The sequence below is a fragment of the Flavobacterium sp. genome, assembly GCF_043773265.1.
GTDB lineage: Bacteria > Bacteroidota > Bacteroidia > Flavobacteriales > Flavobacteriaceae > Flavobacterium.
In genome coordinates, this window is sequence record NZ_JAYVFH010000004.1 from 1 (window position 1) to 22,218 (window position 22,218).

21 protein-coding genes are annotated in these 22,218 nt (G+C 28.2%); all 21 read right to left on the minus strand.

Going from position 1 to position 22,218, the window contains the following annotated elements; genetic code table 11:
• Window positions 1-398, minus strand: a 398-nt coding sequence (locus ACH2BO_RS00185; protein WP_395042734.1) for a hypothetical protein, incomplete at its 3' end; no start/stop codon positions are given.
• Between the two features lies 1 nt (window position 399).
• A complete protein-coding gene (locus ACH2BO_RS00190; protein WP_395042735.1) occupies window positions 400-954 on the minus strand; it encodes an acyltransferase in 555 nt (184 codons plus the stop codon).
• A gap of 169 nt (window positions 955-1,123) precedes the next feature.
• On the minus strand, window positions 1,124-2,284 hold the full coding sequence (locus ACH2BO_RS00195) for a glycosyltransferase (protein WP_395042736.1): 1,161 nt from the start codon (window positions 2,282-2,284) through the stop codon (window positions 1,124-1,126).
• Window positions 2,285-2,303: 19 nt separating this feature from the next.
• Window positions 2,304-3,500 carry a glycosyltransferase gene (locus ACH2BO_RS00200; protein WP_395042737.1) on the minus strand — a complete coding sequence of 399 codons (1,197 nt, stop codon included), beginning with the start codon at window positions 3,498-3,500 and terminating at the stop codon, window positions 2,304-2,306.
• Between the two features lie 2 nt (window positions 3,501-3,502).
• Window positions 3,503-4,657 carry a polysaccharide pyruvyl transferase family protein gene (locus ACH2BO_RS00205; protein WP_395042738.1) on the minus strand — a complete coding sequence of 385 codons (1,155 nt, stop codon included), beginning with the start codon at window positions 4,655-4,657 and terminating at the stop codon, window positions 3,503-3,505.
• A gap of 62 nt (window positions 4,658-4,719) precedes the next feature.
• On the minus strand, window positions 4,720-5,751 hold the full coding sequence (locus ACH2BO_RS00210; protein WP_395042739.1) for a glycosyltransferase: 1,032 nt from the start codon (window positions 5,749-5,751) through the stop codon (window positions 4,720-4,722).
• A gap of 22 nt (window positions 5,752-5,773) precedes the next feature.
• Window positions 5,774-6,898 (minus strand): dTDP-4-amino-4,6-dideoxygalactose transaminase, encoded by a 1,125-nt coding sequence (gene rffA / locus ACH2BO_RS00215; RefSeq protein WP_395042740.1) that lies wholly within the window; start codon window positions 6,896-6,898, stop codon window positions 5,774-5,776.
• Between the two features lie 72 nt (window positions 6,899-6,970).
• A complete protein-coding gene (locus ACH2BO_RS00220; protein ID WP_395042741.1) occupies window positions 6,971-7,963 on the minus strand; it encodes a glycosyltransferase in 993 nt (330 codons plus the stop codon).
• Window positions 7,964-8,079: 116 nt separating this feature from the next.
• Window positions 8,080-8,961 (minus strand): SP_1767 family glycosyltransferase, encoded by an 882-nt coding sequence (locus ACH2BO_RS00225; protein WP_395042742.1) that lies wholly within the window; start codon window positions 8,959-8,961, stop codon window positions 8,080-8,082.
• Between the two features lie 11 nt (window positions 8,962-8,972).
• The gene (locus tag ACH2BO_RS00230; RefSeq protein WP_395042743.1) at window positions 8,973-9,719 is read right to left on the minus strand and encodes a hypothetical protein; all 747 of its coding nucleotides are present in this window, start codon (window positions 9,717-9,719) and stop codon (window positions 8,973-8,975) included.
• A 35-nt stretch (window positions 9,720-9,754) separates the two neighbouring features.
• On the minus strand, window positions 9,755-10,663 hold the full coding sequence (locus ACH2BO_RS00235) for a glycosyltransferase family A protein (RefSeq protein WP_395042744.1): 909 nt from the start codon (window positions 10,661-10,663) through the stop codon (window positions 9,755-9,757).
• Window positions 10,664-10,695: 32 nt separating this feature from the next.
• Window positions 10,696-11,301: an acyltransferase gene (locus tag ACH2BO_RS00240; RefSeq protein ID WP_395042745.1), complete on the minus strand. Its 606-nt coding sequence runs from the start codon at window positions 11,299-11,301 to the stop codon at window positions 10,696-10,698.
• A gap of 5 nt (window positions 11,302-11,306) precedes the next feature.
• Window positions 11,307-12,611 (minus strand): ABC transporter ATP-binding protein, encoded by a 1,305-nt coding sequence (locus tag ACH2BO_RS00245; RefSeq protein WP_395042746.1) that lies wholly within the window; start codon window positions 12,609-12,611, stop codon window positions 11,307-11,309.
• A gap of 7 nt (window positions 12,612-12,618) precedes the next feature.
• Window positions 12,619-13,470 carry an ABC transporter permease gene (locus ACH2BO_RS00250; protein WP_395042747.1) on the minus strand — a complete coding sequence of 284 codons (852 nt, stop codon included), beginning with the start codon at window positions 13,468-13,470 and terminating at the stop codon, window positions 12,619-12,621.
• Window positions 13,471-13,473: 3 nt separating this feature from the next.
• A complete protein-coding gene (rfbB, locus tag ACH2BO_RS00255) occupies window positions 13,474-14,520 on the minus strand; it encodes a dTDP-glucose 4,6-dehydratase (protein WP_395042748.1) in 1,047 nt (348 codons plus the stop codon).
• 1 nt (window position 14,521) lies between these two features.
• On the minus strand, window positions 14,522-15,799 hold the full coding sequence (locus ACH2BO_RS00260) for a nucleotide sugar dehydrogenase (protein WP_395042749.1): 1,278 nt from the start codon (window positions 15,797-15,799) through the stop codon (window positions 14,522-14,524).
• Window positions 15,800-15,810: 11 nt separating this feature from the next.
• Window positions 15,811-17,202 carry a nucleotide sugar dehydrogenase gene (locus ACH2BO_RS00265; RefSeq protein WP_395042750.1) on the minus strand — a complete coding sequence of 464 codons (1,392 nt, stop codon included), beginning with the start codon at window positions 17,200-17,202 and terminating at the stop codon, window positions 15,811-15,813.
• A 5-nt stretch (window positions 17,203-17,207) separates the two neighbouring features.
• A complete protein-coding gene (locus tag ACH2BO_RS00270; RefSeq protein ID WP_395042760.1) occupies window positions 17,208-18,179 on the minus strand; it encodes an SDR family oxidoreductase in 972 nt (323 codons plus the stop codon).
• Window positions 18,179-20,638, minus strand: a complete 2,460-nt coding sequence (locus tag ACH2BO_RS00275) for a polysaccharide biosynthesis tyrosine autokinase (protein ID WP_395042751.1) — start codon at window positions 20,636-20,638, stop codon at window positions 18,179-18,181. Before ACH2BO_RS00275 ends, ACH2BO_RS00270 begins: the two co-directional genes overlap by 1 nt.
• Window positions 20,639-20,650: 12 nt before the next feature.
• Window positions 20,651-21,439 (minus strand): polysaccharide biosynthesis/export family protein, encoded by a 789-nt coding sequence (locus ACH2BO_RS00280; protein ID WP_395042752.1) that lies wholly within the window; start codon window positions 21,437-21,439, stop codon window positions 20,651-20,653.
• 73 nt (window positions 21,440-21,512) lie between these two features.
• The gene (gene recR / locus ACH2BO_RS00285; RefSeq protein ID WP_395042753.1) at window positions 21,513-22,133 is read right to left on the minus strand and encodes a recombination mediator RecR; all 621 of its coding nucleotides are present in this window, start codon (window positions 22,131-22,133) and stop codon (window positions 21,513-21,515) included.
• Window positions 22,134-22,218 lie beyond the last annotated feature (85 nt).

Sequence of the window (22,218 nt, forward strand, 5' to 3'; positions counted from 1 at the left end):
CCATCAATTTCGGTTGGTTTTGTTATCCAATTATAATTATTGAATTTAGATTTTAAAAAAGCATCTATCTGATTTTTATATTCTGGGTTTTGAGTTTTATAATAGGATTCTGTCAATCCTAAAACCAATGCTGCTTCTTGCCAATGCTGAATTGCGTTTCGCTTATAATTGCCTTTTAAGATATCAATAATAATAAGTCGTTTGTTATCTGTGAGTTTTATTGTTGGTGTGTTTTTAAGCCATTTTAAAGCTTTATTTGCAACAAGTAATGTGTAATCCTTTTTGTTAGTTATTCTACCAATATGAATTCGGCTTTGCCACGTATTGAACTGTGGAAAAACGTCTAACAAAAGTACAATTAGAAAAAGGCAAACAAGGAGTATAATTATTATATTCATATTAAACAATATAACCCATTTTATTTTCTAAATCTATCGACATTTGATACTTCATTTCATTAGTAATTTTAGAATTTATAAGCCACGATTCATCATAAACTTTAGCATTTTTTATTAAATCTTTGTGTTTATCAATAAGTTCGTCTGTTGACATTATATACTTAACTGGATTTCCTCCAAAAACTGAATTGGCTGGAATAGATTTTGATATAACACTACCAGCTGCAATTATTGAGTTTTCTCCAATTGTAACTCCTGCCAAAACTATTGATCTTGCGCCAATAAAGACATTATCTTCTACAATAACTTTTCCTATTTTAGTGTAATTCAATTTATTTTGCGTGCTTGCATCATGTGCTAAAAAATAAGTAAAAGGAGCAATTGTTACATTATTTCCAATTTCTATTAACCAACAATGAGAAATATCAAAAACAACTCCAGAATGAATATTACAATTGGAACCAACTTTTAAACCAGCTTTAATATAATCTTTTAGCCAGATTTCTTCATTTAGCCATTTTCTAAATCTTGTTTTTAAAAAATTTATAATTTTCATTTGACATTTTTTATTTTAACAAATATATTTAATTAAAACAATTAAAAAAAGGAAGTTGAAAAAATCAACTTCCTTTTATATTTATAATTAATATTAATGCTACAATATAGTATTTAACTTTAAAAGTTTACAATATTGGAATCCAATTCCAATATTGTAAACTTTTTTATTATGAAATCAATTTATATATCTTTTCAATTTCGCTTTCTGTTCCTAATTTTAGCTGAGAAAGATTATTTGAAAGTGTTTTTCGCAGTTCTTGATTTTCAATTAATAGTATCAATTTTTGGGCAATTGCTACTGGATTTATTTCGGCTATTATTCCAGTTACATTATTTTCAATTTGATCGTTTACGGTGCTAAAATTGGTAACTAAAATTGGTTTGGCAAGAATTTTGGCTTCGTCAATAGCAATCGATTTACCTTCAAATCGTGAAGTTTGCATAAATATATCTGCCATTTTTACATAAGGATAATGATTTTCTTTTATGCCTAAAAAAGTTATGTTTTCTTGCAAATTATTTTTTGAAATTTGAGCAAGCATATTTGGTTTTTCAACGCCTTCACCAAGAATTATCCAATGAAAATTTACTCCTTTTTCTTTGACAATTTTCAATGCATCTATTGCAAAATCATATCCTTTTTGGTTTTCTAATCGACCAATTGAAATAATTTTTAGCTGGTTTGAAAATTGTTCTTCAATTTTTTCTGCGGCTAATTTATAGATTAATGAAGGTGAAATGATATTAAAAATTACTCTCAGTTTGTCTTTGCAACTTTGAAAATTTTTAGCTAAAACTGCTTTACATTCTTCAGAATCTGTAACGATATAATCTAGTTTAGGAAAATAATTATTGTCAATTGCAACATCCATTTCTAATTTTTCGTAATCATTGTGAATAAAACCAATTTTTTTGTTGGCATCTACTTTTTCAATGGCATAATAAACTGGTGATTTTTCGAGAAAACCAAAAACTGCATCATACTTTTTGGGCGATTTTTTTACACAATTGCTTATGTATTTCCAAACTCTTTGTTCTCTTCGAGAAGCATTTTTTTCTTTTTTAAAGATATATCCTGCACAAATTCTATTAAAAACAATATCTAATCTTCCTTTTTTTAAGCCAGTTTTTATTGCTTTAGAAAAAGACATGTCAAAGTATTTGTATTCTTCAATTTCAGGCAAAATTGTAACGTTAGGATGCACTTGTTTTAGAAATAATCCTTCTAATGAAAACAATTGCAAATCAACATTATATAAAGAATAATCAATGGTTTGAAGCAATGAAATTAATGATTTTTCTGCGCCACCACAACGCAAATTACTCATTACAAAAAGTAAGTTTTTTTTATTTTGATTCATTAAATAATTCGTAAAGTTTAAAAATTTCGGATTCGGTTCCTAGATTTTCGTTTTTCAAATTTAAGCAGAAATTATCAATTATAGTTGGGTTATTTATCAATGAAACAATATTTTGCGCCATTGCAGTTCCATTCATTTCAGAAATTATTCCGTTTACTCCATTATCAATTTGGTCTTTTGCTGTTGGATAATTTGTAATAATTATGGGCTTTTGAAGAATTTTAGCTTCATCAATAGCAATCGATTTTCCTTCATATCGAGAAGGTTGAATATAAATATTGGCTTGTTTTACAAAAGGATAAGGATTTTCTTTTAATCCTAATAAAATGAAAGTTTCTTGCAAGTTATTTTCCTTTATTTTTTGTTCTAAGTTGTTTCTTTCTGAGCCATCACCAATTATATACCATTTAAATTGTATTCCCATTTTGAGTAATTCAATACTTGCATTTAGCGCTAAATCTATACCTTTTTCTTTGCTTAATCTTGCAACTGTTAAAATGGTAGTTTGCGTTGCATTAAAATTAATATCTGTTATATTTTCTGTAGAAAGTTTTTGAATTAAACTTGGAGAAACAATATTGTAAATTACTTTTATAGCATCTTTTAATTTTGGAAAATTAAGTTGCAAATCGTCTTTACATTCTTGTGAAACAGCTATTAAAAAATTTAGTTTTTCAAAATAATTTATATCAAATTCTTTTTTCATTCCGGATTTGGAATAATTGGTATGAATCCAACCTATTCTGCTTTTGGCATTGAGTTTATCAACAACAAAATAAATTGAAGATTTTTCTAAAGCTCCAATTGCAACATCATATTCTTTATTGAAATTTGGAATGGATTTACTGCAATTCGTCCAAGAAATTTGTTCAGCATTGGAAGTGTTTTTTGAAGTTCTATTTTTTAGAGCAAATAGTATTCTATGAAATACTAACTTTAAATTTCCTTTTTTTAGAGATGAAATTATTGACGAAAAAAGTCCAAGAGAAAAAGTAGTATAATTTCCTTCAATAGAAATTACAGTTACTTGTGGTGGCAATTGCTTTAGGAAAATTCCTTTTTTAATAAATACAATTAAATCAACTTTATACTTTGTATAATCAATAACGCTTAACAAATTGAGTAGTGCTTTTTCTGCACCACCAGCATCTAAACTTGGAATTACAAAGCATATATTTTTCATTATTAAACTTCTTGTAAATACTGAACTGCTTTTTTAGACATTTCTTTAATTCGAGGAATATTATTGGCTAATGTTTCGATTATCTTTTCTTCTTCTTTTACCATTTCATCAAATTTTTCGATTAGTTTTTGGCTGTCCGAAATTTCATTTAGGTTTAAAACTAATTTTTCTTCGCCAAAAATATCTTTTGCAATACCTTTAGATTTAACACTATAACCCAAAACCATTGTTGGAATTAAAGTTGAGTATGCTGCAATTGTTGCATGCGTTCTTGCACCAATAAAAAATCTCATTCTTGCAATATATCCTTTGTATTGAATTGCGTTTAAATTATTAGGAAGAAGCAAAACGCGATTAGAATTTTTAAAGGTTTCATAAAAATGTTCAAGACATTCATAATCGTCATTTTCGGGTTCAATTACATGTGGTGTAAATGCAATTGTCATTGTTGTTGTGTCTATAATGTGTTGCACAAGTTTAATTGCTGCATCTCTAGAATTTTTATTTTTTTTCCAAACCAAAGGACTAAAATTAAATCCCATTGTGTTAGAAACTTTCCAACCATCAGGCAAAGGCAATTCTTCTTTTTGCATTGTAAAAGCACCATCAGCACATAGTTTTACATTGGTTAATCCATTTTTAATAAGAATTTCGTGGGTTAAACTTTCTCTAGCTAGAATTAAATCAAATGATTTTAAATCTTCAATTTTAGCATCTGATAAATCTTCTTCACCAATAGATGCACCCCAAAGTACAAGCTTTTTTCCAGCTTTTTTTATTGATTTATTAATTTCATAAAAACCATGTTGTTCACCATAACAATAATTATCGCCACCAATTGAAAGCAAAATATCATAATTTGGTACTTTGGTAATAATATCTGAATGAATTATTTGATATGCATAATTTGGATTATTAAATAATTTTGCTTGAATAATACAGGCAAGCCATTGCAACGAAAATTTTTTTATTTCTCTTGATTTATCTAAATAAACATTATCAATTAACGGAATAATGGCATCGGTTTCTGGTTTCCAAGAAGCTAAATCTACTTTTGCATCTGGAATTTTATTTTTTATTAAGGCAACCCCAGATCGAACTATTGCTTCGCAACCTCTGTTTCTGCTTCCGCCATGTAAAAACATTAATATCTTCATTTATTTTTATGTTGAAATTTGTACTATATCTCTAATTATTTTTCAAAGATATTATATTTCTATTATCGATTTCTAAATCTGCTATAAAGTACTGCTAAATATAATTTTAAAACTGATTTTTGCTTTATTGATTGAAGTAAAAAACCGTTAAATCTATTAGCATCACTCATTAATTTGGATTCATATTTTGTAATAATTTCTTGCAAAGTTTCATTATAAACCATGTTTTTAACATACTTATAACGTTGAAAAAAAGGCAATTGATTGGATGAAAAGTAAAGATGAATCAACGACAAAACTCCAGTAATTAGTTTCTCTGATTTTAACTCATTTAATGCTTCATCAGAAAACTTTAAAGTCATGTACGATTTATAATTAAAATTGTAAATTCTTAAAATATTTTTAAAATAATCTTTGGTTTTAATGTTGCGAGTTGCGCTTCCTTCAACCTCACGATAATAATATGCAGCATAATCTAAATAAAGAAATGTTTTAATTTTATCAAAATAAAGCAAGTTGAAAATATTATCTTCACTTAATTCATCACCAGCAGGAAATTTAATTATATTGTCTTTTATAATTGATGCTTTAAACAACTTATTACAAGATGAATACAAATCGTCTTTTTTAATTAAATGGCTAAAAAGTTGGTTTTGAATAAAACTTGAATCTAATAATTGATTATCGGGAAAATCATAATTTGCAACAAATTCGACACTATTATAATCTCTTATCATGTTGAACAAAACAATGTCACTTTGAAATTTCTCGATTGCATTAACAAGTGTTTCATACATATCGGTTTTAACCCAATCATCAGCATCAACAAAGCCAATATATTTTCCTTTGGCAATTTCTAAACCATTATTTCTGGCAACACTAACACCTTTATTTTCTTGATTTATGAGTTTAATTCTAGAATCTATTGCTTGAAATTTTTCAATAATAGACAAACTAGAATCTATGGATCCATCGTTTACAAAGATGAATTCGCAGTTTTTATAGGTTTGATTTAGTAACGATGTAATACAATGTTCTAGATAATTTTCAACATTATAAACAGGAACAATTATACTTACTAAAGAATTTTCCATTTGAGGAATTATAAAGTAAAAATTAGAAACATTTAGTTACAAGTTCTTCAATATCAGAGGTTTTTAAATCATAAAACATTGGCAGTCGAAGTAAACAATCAGTAAATTTATCACTATTATTTAAAACTCTACCATCATGTTTTTCTTTATAATAATCGCTACTATGAAGTGATAAATAGTGAAAAACCGAATGAAATCCGTTGGTTTTTAAGGTTTCGATTATAGTATTTCTATGTTCTAATTTTTGGGCAATAATAAAAAACATGTGTCCGTTATTGGTTGCATAATCTGGAATTACTGGAAGTTGAATTTCTGTTATACCTTTTTCTTTAAAAGCATTGTAATAAGTGTTCCAAAGGAGTTTTCTTTTTTCTTGAATATGATCTAAATTTTCTAATTGTGCCCAAAGAAATGCGGCAATTAACTCAGATGCCAAAAACGAAGAACCAGTATCAACCCAACCATATTTATTGACTTCACCTCTAAAAAATTCGGCTCTGTTGGTTCCTTTTTCCCAAATAATTTCTGATCTTTTTACAAATCTATCATCGTTTATTGCTAATAATCCACCTTCGCCAGAAACTATATTCTTGGTTTCATGAAACGAAAAAGCTGCCAGATGACCTATTGAACCTAATGGTTTTTTTACACCATCTTTTCCTGTATAAAAACTATCAATTGCTTGTGCAGCATCTTCAATTACAATTAAATTGTGCTTGGTTGCAAGATGCATAATTGTATCCATATCACATGCAATTCCTGCATAATGAACTACAACAATTGCTTTAGTTTTAGGTGTTATTAGCGCTTCAATTGTTTTTGCATCTATGTTTGGATTATCATTATAAGAATCGGCAAAAACTACTTTTGCACCTTGTCTTATAAAAGGTAAGGCAGTTGATACAAAAGTATAGCTTGGCATTATAACTTCATCATTAATAGAAATATTAGCCAACATAGCACACATTTCTAAAGCATCAGTACATGAAGTTGTTAATAGTGTTTTCTTGAAACCATACTTTTCTTCAAAAAATGTTTGACACAATTTGGTAAATTTACCGTTACCTGAAAGTTTGCCAGCATTAACAGTTTCTGCAATATAATTTAGCTCTTTACCAGTGCTGTAAACTTTATTAAATGGTATCATAAAAAAGGTATAGTTTTATTCGAGAAATATATTTTTTATTAAAAAATTATGGTGCAATTTACAAATCAATTTTTAATTGAATAATTTTCTTTTAGTTTTACTTAAAAATGCTAATATAGAATAGAATATTTTTAAACTATAATGATAGCAATAAAACTGAAAATAGGTTGTGTTAAAAAATTTGAATTTTGATGAAATGGTTGTTGCTAAAGAATTTAAATTATTTTCTTTAAGAAATAATTTTACTTTTATGAAGCGATTTTTGTCTAGATTTGGCATGATGTTCCATTCAATTGCTCTTTGAAGAAAAATGAGTTTTACCTTATCAAAATAGTCTATTACATAATTATTAGCTTCTGGAAAATTTTCATTTTTATAATTTTCTAATTCTTTAATAGCGATTAAACAACCCTTAAACGCTTTATCGTTTCCAACAAATTGTCTTGACGAAGTTTCGCGTTGAAGATATTTGTAATAAGGAATTGAGCAATAACTACATTTTAGCGCAACAGACTGAACCATGGCGTTAAAAACCGAATCTTGACCACGAGTAATTCCTTTAAAAAAACGAATTTTACCAATGGTTTCTTTTTTGTAAAGTGTTGCCGGAAAGGTTCTTCTTGGATGAATAATTCCGTTAGAAATTGTGCCTTCTTCGCCACATTTTTTATATAAATACAAATAATTATTGGCTTCATCATACAATTCTAAACTCAAATAAAGAATGTCTAAATCATTTGTAGTAGCAACTTCTAAAATTTTATGAATTGAATTTTCATGAACAGCATCGTCTGGATCGATAAATAAAATATACTTTCCTTTGGCAACATCTAATCCTTTATTTCTTGCAACTGAAACACCTTGATTTTCTTGATTAATAAATACAATTTGTGGATATTTTTTTTTGTATTCTTCTATTATATTTTTACTGTTATCTGGCGAACCATCATTTACAATAATTATCTCATAATCATTTGGTTGAATTTGTTGTGTAATAATGCTATCGATACATTTTGCAATGTATTTTTCAACGTTAAAAACCGGAATTATTATGGATAATTTCATGTTGAAATATAATGATTTATTAAAGGTTCTCGATACCTTTCTTCAGACAGGCAGGCAATTTTTGCTACGTTACACTACACAAAAATCACTCGAACTGACGTGAGAAATTACTATTTTTAAAAAGTTACTTTTTCAATAATACTTTGATTGTAATGGTCTAGATATTCTTCTGGAATTTCAAAATCTTTTATATCTCTTGCTTCGCTGACATACCTTCCTTTTATTGGAACTTTTACTTTGGCATTTTGCAACATCCACATATATTCTACATCAATATGACCAACATCTAAAGCCCAAAAATCTTGTTTGGCTAAATCATAACTTAAAACGGTTGCTGTTGGACCAAGAGCAATTAAAATGAGTTTGTCTTTGCCATGTTTTTTAGAAACCTCAAGTATTTTATCATAAATTGAAAAAGCATTTTCTGATGGACAAATTATTCTTTTTAAACTTGTGGCATTTTTAAACAAATCGTTTCCTACGCCAAGTCGAGAAAATTCTCCTTCAACGATAAGAATGTCTTTTTGGTTCCAGATTTGTTTTAATTTATTTACTACTTCAATAGCAAATTCTTTATTTGAATAAGCCATATAAAATCTTGAAATAAATGAATTTCCGTAGATTGCTTCTTTGTTTAAATACCTGGAAAATGAATTACTATTATTGTTTAAATAACCTTTCCAAAAATAACGTGATGAGAGTTTTAGATTTTTTGTAGAAACGAAAGCTTCTGGAAGTGCTACGATGTGGTTTTTTAAATTAGAAGTTAGAACTTCATTTAATTTATTTGACAAATCATTGTTCTCGTTTTGAAATACAATTTTGCCATTTCCAATCATCATTCTTAATTCGCCATCACCAAATCGGCTGATGCTTTTTTTGTTGATTATTATGTCATCGATGGTTTGAAATATGCTTTTAATTTTAAGTTTAGGAAAATTTCTTCTTAAAGAAAAAGTTCTAAAACACCAATAATGAAACAGCAGTAAATCTTTCATGCTAGATAATATTACTGATTATAACCGTATGGTGCAATATCAAAATTGTAATTATTTGTAAGATAAGTATATCGTTTATAATCAATTGATTTTGCTTGTAGTAAATTTTGCCAATCTTGAGCAATTTTCATTTCACTTTCTCTTGCAGAATCGTCAAGAAAAACTGCATAATTACTAGTTAATTTATTTTTTAAAAACGGAACTGCAGAATATCTAGCAAATGGCGTTGTACCTCCAAAAGGACCATCTACTAAAACTAATTCGATAGTTTCAACTTGGCTTAAAGCTTGAGATAAAATTTCTGTATCATACCATTTTTCTTGATTTGCTTTTGCAAATTCTTTTGGAACATTAGTAATTGGTGCAACTATTATTTTTACAAAATCGCTCAATTCCATTCTTTTTAAAATTCCATTTAACTCTTCTGCCCAATTTGCATCATTTTCTACGCTAAAAAAAGCTGTATTAATATTATTTATTTTTAACAATTGAGCAATACAAATTGTTGAAAAACCTGATCCAAATTCTATTATATTTCTTCTTTTATTAATTATTATTTCATTACAAACATGAAGTACTTCGTTAGGACTTATTGACCAACTAGTTAAAGGTATAAAAATTTTATCATCAAACATTTTTAGCAATTGAGTTAATGCTAAATGATCTAGCACAGAAGCTTGATTTAGAGTAGCTTTACTATCAATTGATGCTAACGATTGCGTTATGAAATTTAATTTATTTTTTATTTTATTAATCATGATTGGTTTGGGTTGTTAAAATTAAAAATTAATTTTTATGACTTTATTTTTTTAAATATCGATTTAAATTGGTTGAATGTATATGCAAAACCAAAATATTTTTGTGATAAAAATAGTAAATAAAAAACATCTGATAATTTTATTTTATTATATCTATAAATAAGATTTTCATATAATGCTATAAAAGTTTTTATTTGTTCTTTATTCATTATTGATTTATAATCTCTCAAAATCTCTTTAGTACACAATAATCTTCCTTGAATTTTTTCTTGTATATTATCTTTTTTACCAGAAATATTTAAATCTGATATTCTAACATAAACAATTGAATCTATTGTATAAATTGGTTTCAAATCTGAAAAATCTATAATTGCTCTATCATCACTTCCCCAAGCCATTTTATAGTCTTTGAAACCATATTTTTTATAGGAATTGATATTAAAAATGTGTTCAGATAATGAACTTCTGCTTTCTCCATTTAATTTTCTACAATAAGAATCTATAGCTTGTTCATGTACATTGTGTCTATATAATTCTGAAATAGGTTTGTTGAAAGCATCAACTAATATTGAAGAAAATCTAATTACATTGCTTTTATCTGTATAGTTTTTCGTATGCAAATAAAAATTTTCTATAACATCATTACCAAGATAATCGTCGTCACCCAAAATCATAAACCATTGCTCGGCATCAATTAATTCAAGGCATCTTTCCCATTGTTTTACTAATGATTTTCCTCCTAAATTAGAATCAAATCTTTTATACTTTATTAAAAACTGAGATTTATATTTTTCTAATAATATTGAACAATCTTCTGGGCTTGCATCATCACCAATATATACATTAAATTCTTTATTTGTTTGATTTGAAAGTGACTTCAAAGTATCTTCAAAAAAACTAAGTTTAAAATAAGGAATTACAATCGCTAACTTATTAGAATTCATATTTATTATTTAAACATTAATTTAAACATTATCTATTGTATGGTTTTAATAACAATTGCAGGTATTCCAGCAGCAACAGAATTTGGAGGAATACTTTTTGTAACAACAGCATTTGTAGCAATTATACAGTTTTCTCCAATGGTTACATTTGGCATTATTGCAACACCTTCTCCAATCCAAACATTATTTTTAATAATAACTGGTCCGCTGGTTACTAATGGTCTATATCTTGGTGGTAATTTAATCATTTCTATAGAAGTATCACCATGATAGTGATCGGTTATAAAAATTCGGCTAGCAAAAAGGCAATCGTCACCAATTTCAATTTTATTTATGCAACCAATGTGAACATCGGTATGAAAAATTACATTATTTCCAATTTTTACAGTAGGTGAAAAAGTTTGGTCACCATAGGAATCAGTTACTTCTAATCTAAATCTGCTTGAAGCACCAAAATTTTCTCCAATTTCAACATACTGAGGATTTAATATTCGATAATCTGTGCCTAATCTAAAAGCAAAACCTATTTTTTTAAATTTTTTCTTAAGTGCTTCAATTTCTATATCTTGTTTATATGACAAAGTTAGATTTAGCATTTTTAAAAAAATCTTTACCAATAAATTTTTTATTTTATTCATTGAATTTAGGTTTTAGAAATACTCCAATCTAGTTTTGGTCTTACTAATCCTGGCCAACTTCCAGTTGTATCTTTTTTAACTGCATTTTCAATATCTAATGAGTCTAAGACTGAAAAAAGTAATGCGTCTTCTAGTTTTACATGAATCATGTTTGGATTATAGTTACCAACAGCAACTAAAACTGAATAATCACCATCGGCAAGAAAGTTACTAGGTATTTTACAAGTTGCTTTTACAAGTCCTGTTCCATCATGAATTTCGTTCCAATTGGTTGCATTAAATTCATTAGTTGCAAAAAGTGTATGTTCACTTTCATTAATCAGATGGATAATAGCTGTTGATTTAAATCTTGTGTTAAAATCCCAATATTCTATATCAATATAAATGTCTTCGGTTGTATAAAATTCATGTTTAGGAATGTTGTCCATTCCACTAATTGAAACTTTTTTTAGTTTAACAAATTCATTTCCTGGAGCATTTTCTGGAGTATTCCATTCTTGAAGAATTTTTACATTATTTTTATTTTGAATGTAATTTTTTATGGCACTTTCGGTTTCTCCATAATATACTAATTTACCTTTTTCCATTACCAGACATTTATCTGTTAATTTTCTAACGGCATCCATATTATGACTAACAAACAAAACTGTTCTTCCTTCGCCTTTACTAACATCGCCCATCTTGCCTAAACATTTCTTTTGAAATTCGGCATCACCAACTGCAAGTACTTCGTCAACAATTAATATTTCTGATTCTAAATGTGCTGCTACAGCAAAGGCAAGTCGAACATACATTCCAGAAGAATATCTTTTTACTGGTGTGTCAATATATCTTTCAACACCAGAAAATTCAACAATTTCATCAAATTTTCTTGTAATTTCTGCGCGTCTCATTCCAAGAATTGCTCCGTTTAGATAGATATTTTCGCGACCTGTCATTTCTGGATTAAAACCAGTTCCAACTTCTAATAAAGACGCTATTCTTCCATTAACTTTAAAGTTTCCAGTTGTGGGTTTGGTAACTTTGCTTAACAGTTTAAGTAAAGTACTTTTTCCTGCTCCATTTTTTCCAATAATACCAACTGCTTCACCTTGTTGAATTTCAAAATTTATATCTTTCAACGACCAAACATATTCACTTGTTCCTTTTGCAGTTCTATCATTGGAATCTCCAATTTTTAAATATGGATCTTCTTTACCTCTAATTTTACTCCAAAATCTATTTAAATCATGCGACAATGTACCTGTTCCAACTTCGCCAAGACGGTATTGTTTAGATATATTTTCTGCTTTTATTGCTAAATTTTTCATACTTATATTAAACAGTGTCCATGAAACTTTTTTCTACTTTATTAAAAATGACTACTCCAAAAACGAGTAATATCGTAATAAAAATTGTGCTAAAAACTAAGCTAGATGGTTCAAAATGACCAGAACCTAAATAACCATATCTAAAACATTCAAATATTCCGGTTAATGGATTTGCATTGACAATCCATCTGTATTTTTCTGGCATTGCAGATATTGGATAAACCACTGGTGTTGTATACATATACAACTGAATACCAAAGGTTAACAAAAAAGAAAGGTCTTTATATTTTGTGGTCATTGATGAAAAAATCATACCTAACCCAAGAGCAAATGCTGCCATTAAAAGTATTAAAAGTGGTGTTGCAAGAACCCAAATGTTTGGATGAACTGTTTTTTCAATAAAAGTATAGTAAAGCACAACTGCTATAAACAATCCGAATTGAATAATAAATTTTAATAATCCTGAAAAAACTATTGAAAGTGGCATTATCAATCTAGGGAAATATACTTTTCCAAAAATAGATGCATTGGTTTGAAAAACAGATGAAGTTTTGGTTAAAGAGTCTGAAAAATAATTCCAGATAGTAATTCCAGACAGATAAAATGCTAATTGAGGTAAACCGTCTGTTGACAATTTAGCGACTTGACCAAAAAGTACTAGATAAATTAATGCTGTTAATATTGGTTGAACGAAAAACCATATTGGTCCTAAAATAGTTTGCTTATAAAAAGTTATAAAATCACGTTTAAGAAGCATTAGAAGTAAATCTCTATAATGCCAAAGCTCTTTGAAATTAACTGATAATAAGGATGTGTCAGATTTTATTTCCTCTGTCCAAACTTGTTTTTGTTCACTCATTTTTTAGTTATATTGCTTTTCATAATACTTTTGATATTGACCAGAAGTAACATTTTTTAACCATTCTTCATTAGAAAGATACCAATCGATTGTTTTTTCTAGACCTTGCTCGAAAGTTACTGAAGGTTTCCATCCTAGTTCTAAATTTATTTTAGAGGCATCAATTGCATATCTCAAATCGTGTCCTGGTCTATCTTTTACATAAGATATTAGTTTTTCAGATTGTCCTTTTTCTCTTCCTAGTTTTACATCCATTTGGTTGCATAATAGTTTAACCAAGTCTATGTTTTGCCATTCATTAAATCCACCAATATTATAGGTTTCATGATTTTTACCTTTGTGAAAGACCAAATCAATTGCCACTGCATGATCTTCTACAAATAGCCAATCTCTTGTATATTTTCCGTCACCATAAACTGGTAATGGCTTGTTATTGATTATGTTATTAATAAACAAAGGTATCAATTTTTCAGGAAAATGATTTGGACCATAGTTGTTAGAACAATTTGTAATTACATAGGGTAAACCATAAGTTTCTCCGTAGGCACGAACAAAATGGTCTGAACTTGCTTTTGATGCTGAATAAGGAGAATTAGGATCGTAAGGTGTTGTTTCTGTAAATAATCCTGTTGCGCCCAAGCTTCCATAAACTTCATCGGTAGAAATGTGATAAAAACGTTTTTCTTGAAAATTGTCCTTCCAAATTGTTTTGGCAGCATTTAAAAGATTCATTGTTCCAATAACATTTGTTTTTACAAAACTTAATGGATCGGTGATTGATCTATCAACATGAGATTCTGCTGCAAGATGTAAAACGCCATCAAATTGATGTTCTTGAAACAATTGGTTTATGAAACTTTCGTCGGTAATATCGCCTTTAATAAAAGTATAATTTGGTGCTTTTTCTATATCAGAAATGTTTTCAAGGTTTCCGGCATAGGTTAAACTATCTAAATTATAAATTTGATAATTTGGGTATTTATTTACAAAAAGCCGTACAACATGCGAGCCAATAAAACCTGCTCCGCCAGTGATTACTATTTTTTTCATATTATAATTTTCCGTCTATTTCACATTTTAAAACTCCTTTTACATCATATATAACGTTGTTTGGATTTTTAAATTGGTCTAAATCTAATTCTAAAAACTCATTATGAGCAACTGCTAATACAATTGTGTCAAATTTTTTATTTTTAATGCAATCCAAAACTTCTAAATTGTATTCATGCTTAACTTCATCTGGATTTGCCCAAGGATCATAAATTGAAATATTGATTCCATAATCAGTTAATGATTTAATAACATCTACAATTTTAGTATTTCTAACATCTGGACAATTTTCTTTAAAAGTAATTCCTAGCATCAATAAACTAGAATGATTTACAGGAATTTGCTTTTTTATCATCAATTTTACAATTCTTGATGCTACATATTCGCCCATACTATCATTTAATCTTCTTCCTGCCAAAATAATTTCTGGATGGTATCCAGCTTCTTGAGCTTTTTGTGATAAATAATAAGGATCAACACCAATGCAATGTCCACCAACCAAGCCAGGTTTAAAGTTCAAAAAATTCCATTTGGTTCCTGCTGCTTCAAGTACTGCTTGTGTATCGATATTTAAAATATTAAATATTTTTGCAAGCTCATTTACAAATGCAATGTTTATATCACGTTGAGAATTTTCGATAACTTTAGCGGCTTCTGCAACTTTAATTGATGGTGCCAAATGAGTACCAGCAGTAATGACAGATTTGTATAAATCATTTACTTTAATACCTATTTCTGGAGTTGAACCAGCAGTAATTTTAAGTATTTTATCTACAGTATGTTCTTTATCGCCTGGATTTATTCTTTCTGGAGAATATCCTGCAAAAAAATCTTCGTTAAATTTAAGATTACTAATTTTTTCTAATACTGGAATACATTCTTCTTCGGTTAAACCAGGATAAACTGTAGATTCATAAATTACAATATCTCCTTTTTTTAGAACCTTACCAACAGTTTTACTTGCTTTGTATAAAGGTGTTAAATCGGGTCTGTTGTTTTTATCTATTGGAGTTGGAACGGTTATTATATAATAGTTACAATCTTTAATATCATTACTATTTGTGCTGCAAAACAATCCGATTTCTTCGAGTGGTTTTTTTATTAAAACAGAATTTAGCAACTCTTTTTCTATTTCTAATGTTGAATCAATGCCTTGATTTAGTTCATCAATTCTTTTTTGATTTATATCAAATCCTACTACTGGATATTTTGTAGCAAATAACCTTGCAAGTGGTAAACCTACATATCCTAATCCAATTATTGCTATTTTTATCTTCATTTTACTTAGTTTTAAGATCCAATTGCTTGATATTGAAACCCTATATTTGTCATTTTTTCTTTATCAAGTAAATTTCTACCATCAAATACAAATGCTGGTTTTAGCATAGAATCATATATTTTTTGCCAATCATAATTTTTAAATTCATCCCATTCTGTTAGAATTGCAATAGCATGTGATTGATTGCAAGCTTCATAAGGATTTTCAAATGATTTTATGTGTTTTTCATTTTTTAGAGCTGTTCTTGATTCTAAATAATTTAAATCTTCTAAAATTTGTTGGTAGTCAACTTTTGGGTCAAATACTGCAATTTTAGCTTGTTCATTTATTAAATCATCTGCTACGTATATTGCAGCCGATTCTCTAGTATCGTTAGTATCTTTCTTGAAAGCCCAACCTAGAAATGTAATTTTTTTATCGGAAATAGTGTTGTATAATGTTGAAACAATTTTTTTAGAAAATCTTCTTTTTTGATGATCATTCATAATAATTACTTGTTCCCAATAATCGGCAACTTCATTCAATCCGAAAGATTTTGCAATATAAACAAGATTCATAATATCTTTTTGAAAACATGAACCTCCAAAACCTACAGATGATTTTAGGAATTTAGAACCAATTCTGCTGTCCATTCCAATTGCTTTTGCAACTTCGTTTACATCAGCTCCAGTTTTTTCACATAATTCTGACATTGCGTTTATTGATGAAACTCTTTGTGCCAAAAAAGCATTGGCTGTTAGTTTAGACAGTTCAGAAGACCAAACATTGGTTTTTAGTATTCTATCGTTAGAAACCCAATTAGAATAAACTTCAACAAGTGATTCTATAGCTGCTTGACCATCTGGTGTTGAATCTCCACCAATTAACACTCTATCAGGATTTAGTAAATCTGCAACTGCAGTTCCTTCGGCTAAAAATTCAGGATTAGATAAAATTTGAAATTGAACTCCGTTTCCTGTATTATCGAGAATGTTTTTTATTGCTTCGGCTGTTCTAACAGGCAAAGTTGATTTTTCGACAACTATTTTATCGTTTTTAGAAACTCTAGCGATTTGTCGAGCACAAAGTTCAATATATTTTAAATCTGCAGCCATACCTTTTCCAGAACCATAGGTTTTGGTAGGTGTATTTACTGAAATAAAGATAAGTTGTGCTTCATCTATAGCTTTATCAACTTCTGTTGAAAAGAATAAATTTTTATTTCGGCTCTGTTTAACAATATCGCTTAATCCTGGTTCATAAATTGGGATGTTATTTACATCTTCGTCGTTCCATTTTTCAATTCTGTTTACATTTAAGTCAACAACAGTAACTTTTATATGTGGACATTTTTGAGCAATAACTGCCATTGTTGGTCCACCAACATATCCTGCACCAATGCAACAAATATTTGTAATTTTCATTTTTATTATTTTAAATTTTCCCAATACCATTTTACCGATTCTTTTAAACCAGAGTGAAATGAATATTTAGGATTATAATTTAGTAATTGTTTAGCTTTTTCAATACTTGCCAATGAGTGAGGAATATCTCCTTGCCTACTTGGACCATGAATTATTTTAATATTTTCAATAGAACTTTCAAATTCTGAAAGGTATTTTTTTAAATAAAAAACCATATCATTCAATGTTGTTCTGTCACCATAAGCACAATTGTAAACTGTATTAATTGCTAGAGAATTTGTTGTTTTTAATGCTAATTCATTCATTTGAATTACATTATCAATATAGGTAAAATCTCTTGAAAAATTTCCATCACCATTAATAATTGGGCTTTCATTTTTCATCAATTGCAATACAAATTTTGGAATTACTGCTGCATAAGCACCATTTGTGTCTTGCTTTCTGCCAAAAACATTAAAATATCTTAGGCCAATTGTTTCGATTCCGAATGTTTTACTAAAAACATCAGCATATAATTCATTTACATATTTTGTAATTGCATAAGGTGATAATGGTTTACCAATTACATCTTCTGTTTTTGGTAATACTTCAGAATCTCCATAAGTTGATGAACTTGCCGCATATATAAATCTTTTAACACCTGAATCTCTTGAGGCAAGTATCATGTTTAAAAAACCTGTAACATTAACATCATTAGTAGTAGTAGGATCTATTATAGATCTTGGAACTGAACCTAAAGCTGCTTGATGAAAAACATAATCTATTCCTTGTGTTGCTTTTTGACAATCTATAGTGTTTCTAATATCGCCTTCTATTAATTTAAAATTGGCTGAGGATAAAAGTGATTCAATATTATGACGATAACCTGTTGAAAAATTATCTAAACAAGTTACGTGATAACCTTTAGATAAAAAGTATTCACACAAGTTTGAACCTATAAAACCTGCTCCTCCAGTTATTAAAATTTTTTTATTTATCAAGATAGTTTATTCTTAATTAATTTAAAATATTTAATAAATATATTTTTACTTTCGTCTTCTTCGTGATATCCGTTTGAATAAGCTCCGTACCCATAACCATATCCGTATCCATATCCAGCACCATATTTGGCTTTGTTTTCGAAACCATTTAAAATGATACTAACATTGGTCAACTCACCTCGTTGCACTCTATTATTAAGTAAATTAACCATTTCTTTTTTGGTAAAATTTTGTCTCATTACATATAAAGTTACATCGCAATATTGTGACAACTCAACTGCATCTGTTACTAATCCCACTGGCGGTGTGTCTAGAATTATATATTCATATTTACTTTTTAACTCATCAATCATCTCCTTTAATGTTTCGCCCATAATTAATTCGGATGGATTTGGAGGAATTGGACCAGATGTAATTACATCTAAATTTGGAATACTAGTTTTTTGAGTTACTTCTTCTAAAGTTTTTTGACCAATTAAATAATTAACAGCTCCGATATCATTTTTTAAATCAAAATCATCAAAAATTTTGGGTTTTCTTAAATCCAAACCAACAATTACTGTTCTCTTTTCGCTCATTGCAAAAACAGTTGCAATGTTTATAGAACAAAAAGTTTTACCTTCACCACTCACAGATGATGTAAGCATCAATGTTTTTGTACCATCAATTTTTTGTTTTTTATATAAAAACTGTAATGATGATCGAATTGCTCTAAAAGATTCTGAAAGTGCGGCTTTTGGTTTTTCAAATACTGCTAGATTTGAATCTGTATGTTTTACACCTACAACTCCAATTAACGGAATTGTTGTTAATCTGGAGATATCATCTGTATTTTGAATTGCATTATTAATAAAGAAAATTAAAAACACAATTAGTAAAGGAATTAATATTCCAAGAAACAATGCTATAACATAGTTTACTCCTGTTCTTGGACCAATTAATCCTCCACCAATATCTTTAGCTGGATCAATAAATTGAATGTCTGATAAATTAGCTGCTTTTACAATTTGGGCTTCATTACGTTTTTGAAGAAAAGCATCAATAACACTATTACTTAAATTATACTTTCGCATTATTTTTAAATAATCTTGACTATCTTCTGGCAAACTAATCATTTTATTTTCGGCTTGGCTTATTTTATTTTTTATTTGAGAAGATTCAAATTGTATTGAAGCTTTTGCAGAATTTATATTTTCTAATAATACTCTTTTAACAGCAGAAATTTCGTTGTCAATATTATCAAACATAACATCGCCTTTGACTGAACTTGACATTTCTGATCTTCTTACAGATAAACCAATTAAATTTGAAACATTGTTCATTATGTTTGGATCATCAATTCCTGCAACAGATGGCGCAGGAAGTCTAGAATAATCTGTACTGTTTCTTAAATAACTATTTAGATTATTATAGTAATTTATTTTTCTATTTATGGCATCATTTAAAACGTCTAATTGAGATATCTCTGATTGAAATGATTCTCCTCTACTTTCAATTTCTATTATGTTTCTATTTCGGCTAAAGTCTTTTAATTCATCATTTGCTAGTTTAACTTCTGTTTCCATTAAACTAAGAGTTGTATCTATATATTTTATTGTATTTTCTGCAAATAAATTTTTGCTTTCAAGTTGCTTTTTCATCAACATTAATACAGTTTCATTGAGATAATCTACAATTCGAGCTTTATTGGTATTCTCGGTTGATAATTTAATAATTGATGCGGCTTTTTCATCTATGATTATTTTAACATTTCTGTACCTTGAAACTGTAGAATCAAATGAATTAAATATAACAATATATTTACTACCAGTATAATTTAATGAATTATTATTGATTTTTAATTCCCAATTCAAAAAAGGAAGATTAACTTTTTGACCAACTTTAAATCTTTTTTTAAATTCGCCACTTGAAACGTTTGCAACACTAGCTTGATTGGAAGAATAATTAATTACAGGAACTGTATTGGAATTAATAGCAATACTAATTTCATATTCTGTTGGAGATATAAAAGTAATATTTATTGGAATTTGATAAATTTGGTTTTTAGTTTTGTCAAGTTTTACTATAAATGGTGCTGTGCCATAAACATCTTGTGTAAAATATTTTTGTTCTTGAAGATATTCAATAAAAAAATCTAATTTATTAACAACCAGCTCGTTATGAGAGCGAGATTTTAATGATGTTGCAATACTTTGAACCTGATCTGAAGTTCCGCCCCAATTAAAAACCAAACTAGTATTAGAAGTAAACAATGGGTTGTCTTGCTCCTTTATTGCCAAAGTTGACTCTAAAGAATAGATTTTTTGCTTGCGAATATTAACTTGATAAGCAACAGTTAAACAAATAACTAATCCTATAACAAACCATTTCCAATAACTACCAGTTTTGATTAAAAATCCTTTAAAATCAAAGCTGTTTTGGTTTTCAAAAAAAGAAAAATCTTTTACATCTAACATTTAAAAAATAGTTTAATTTTTAAGTAATAAATAGGTTGTTGTGGCTAATGAAAGTAATGTAATAATTGTTCCTAAAGATTCAATTCCTGTTTTACCTGTTCCCCAAGTTTTTTGTTTTAGAGGTTTTACATAAATATAATCATTGGGTTGCAAATAAAACGCAGGTGATTGTGTAGCTCTAGAATCGGTTAAATCTATACTAAATGTTTCTGCACCTTGTGGAAATTGTCTAATAACTTTTACATCTTTTCTATCACCTATAACTGTAATATCACCAGAATTAGCAATAGCTTCAAGAATATTAACTCTTTCTTGATAAAGTATTTTTGTTCCTGTACTAGAAACTTCACCATTAATTGTGTATCTAAAACCTGCAAGTTTTACAGTTACAAAAATTCCAGCTTCTTTTTGGAAATATTTTGAAAGTAATTCAGTTTCTATTTTATTTCTTGTCTCTTCAATTGTGGTTCCTAGAATATTCATTTCTCCAATAATAGGAATTCTAATATTACCATGATCATCAATTGTATAACCGTTAAAATATAAAGATTCAATTGATGCTACTTGCTGACTTTGTCCTGATGAAGTACTAAACATTTCAACAAGTCTAGAATCTTTTGCTTTAATATTTATACTAATAATGTCGTTTACTTGTAATCTATAAGGTTTTATTTTTATTTCATTAATAGTACTCGTTGCTTCACCATCTTTTTTTTGAAGATATATTAAATCTTGAGTTGGAACACAAGAACTAAACATTAGTAGTATTAAAAGTGAAATATATAATATTCGATTATTCATTATTCAAATTAATTTTAGCAAACAAAGATAGTTTTTCAAATCTAAATACAAAAAAGTTGTAAAAGAATATTATCTAATTATTTTTTAGTGAATTTTCAAACGGTACTCTTTGCACAATACTTCGTCCTAATGTTACTTCATCTGCATATTCTAATTCATCGCCAACAGCTATTCCGCGTGCAATTGTAGATGTTTTTATATTATAATCTTTTAGTTGTTTATATATGTAGAAATTGGTCGTGTCGCCTTCCATTGTTGAGCTTAAAGCAAAGATAATTTCTTCAATTGTTCCTGTTTTTACTTTTTCGACTAAGGTTTTGATATTCAACTGACTTGGTCCAACGCCATCAATTGGCGAAATTTTTCCACCAAGAACATGATAAATCCCTTTAAACTGATTAGTATTTTCAATTGCCATTACATCGCGAATATCTTCTACAATGCATATAATTTTATGATTTCGTGATTTATTTGAACATATTTCACAAAGTTCAACATCAGAAATATTGTGACAACTAATACAAAATTTAACTTCATCACGCATTATTGTTAATGCTTGTGAAAGAAAATGTGTTTGCTCTGATGGTTGTTTTAATAAATGTAAAACTAATCTAAGTGCTGTTCGTTTTCCAATTCCTGGTAACTGCGACATTTCGTTTACTGCTTTTTCTAATAGTTTTGATGAAAATTCCATGATGCAAAAGTAAAGAAAAGAAAATAGATGAAAGAGTAAAGAATAAAGAAGTAAATATGCAAATGATTATACCTAGCTGATTAAC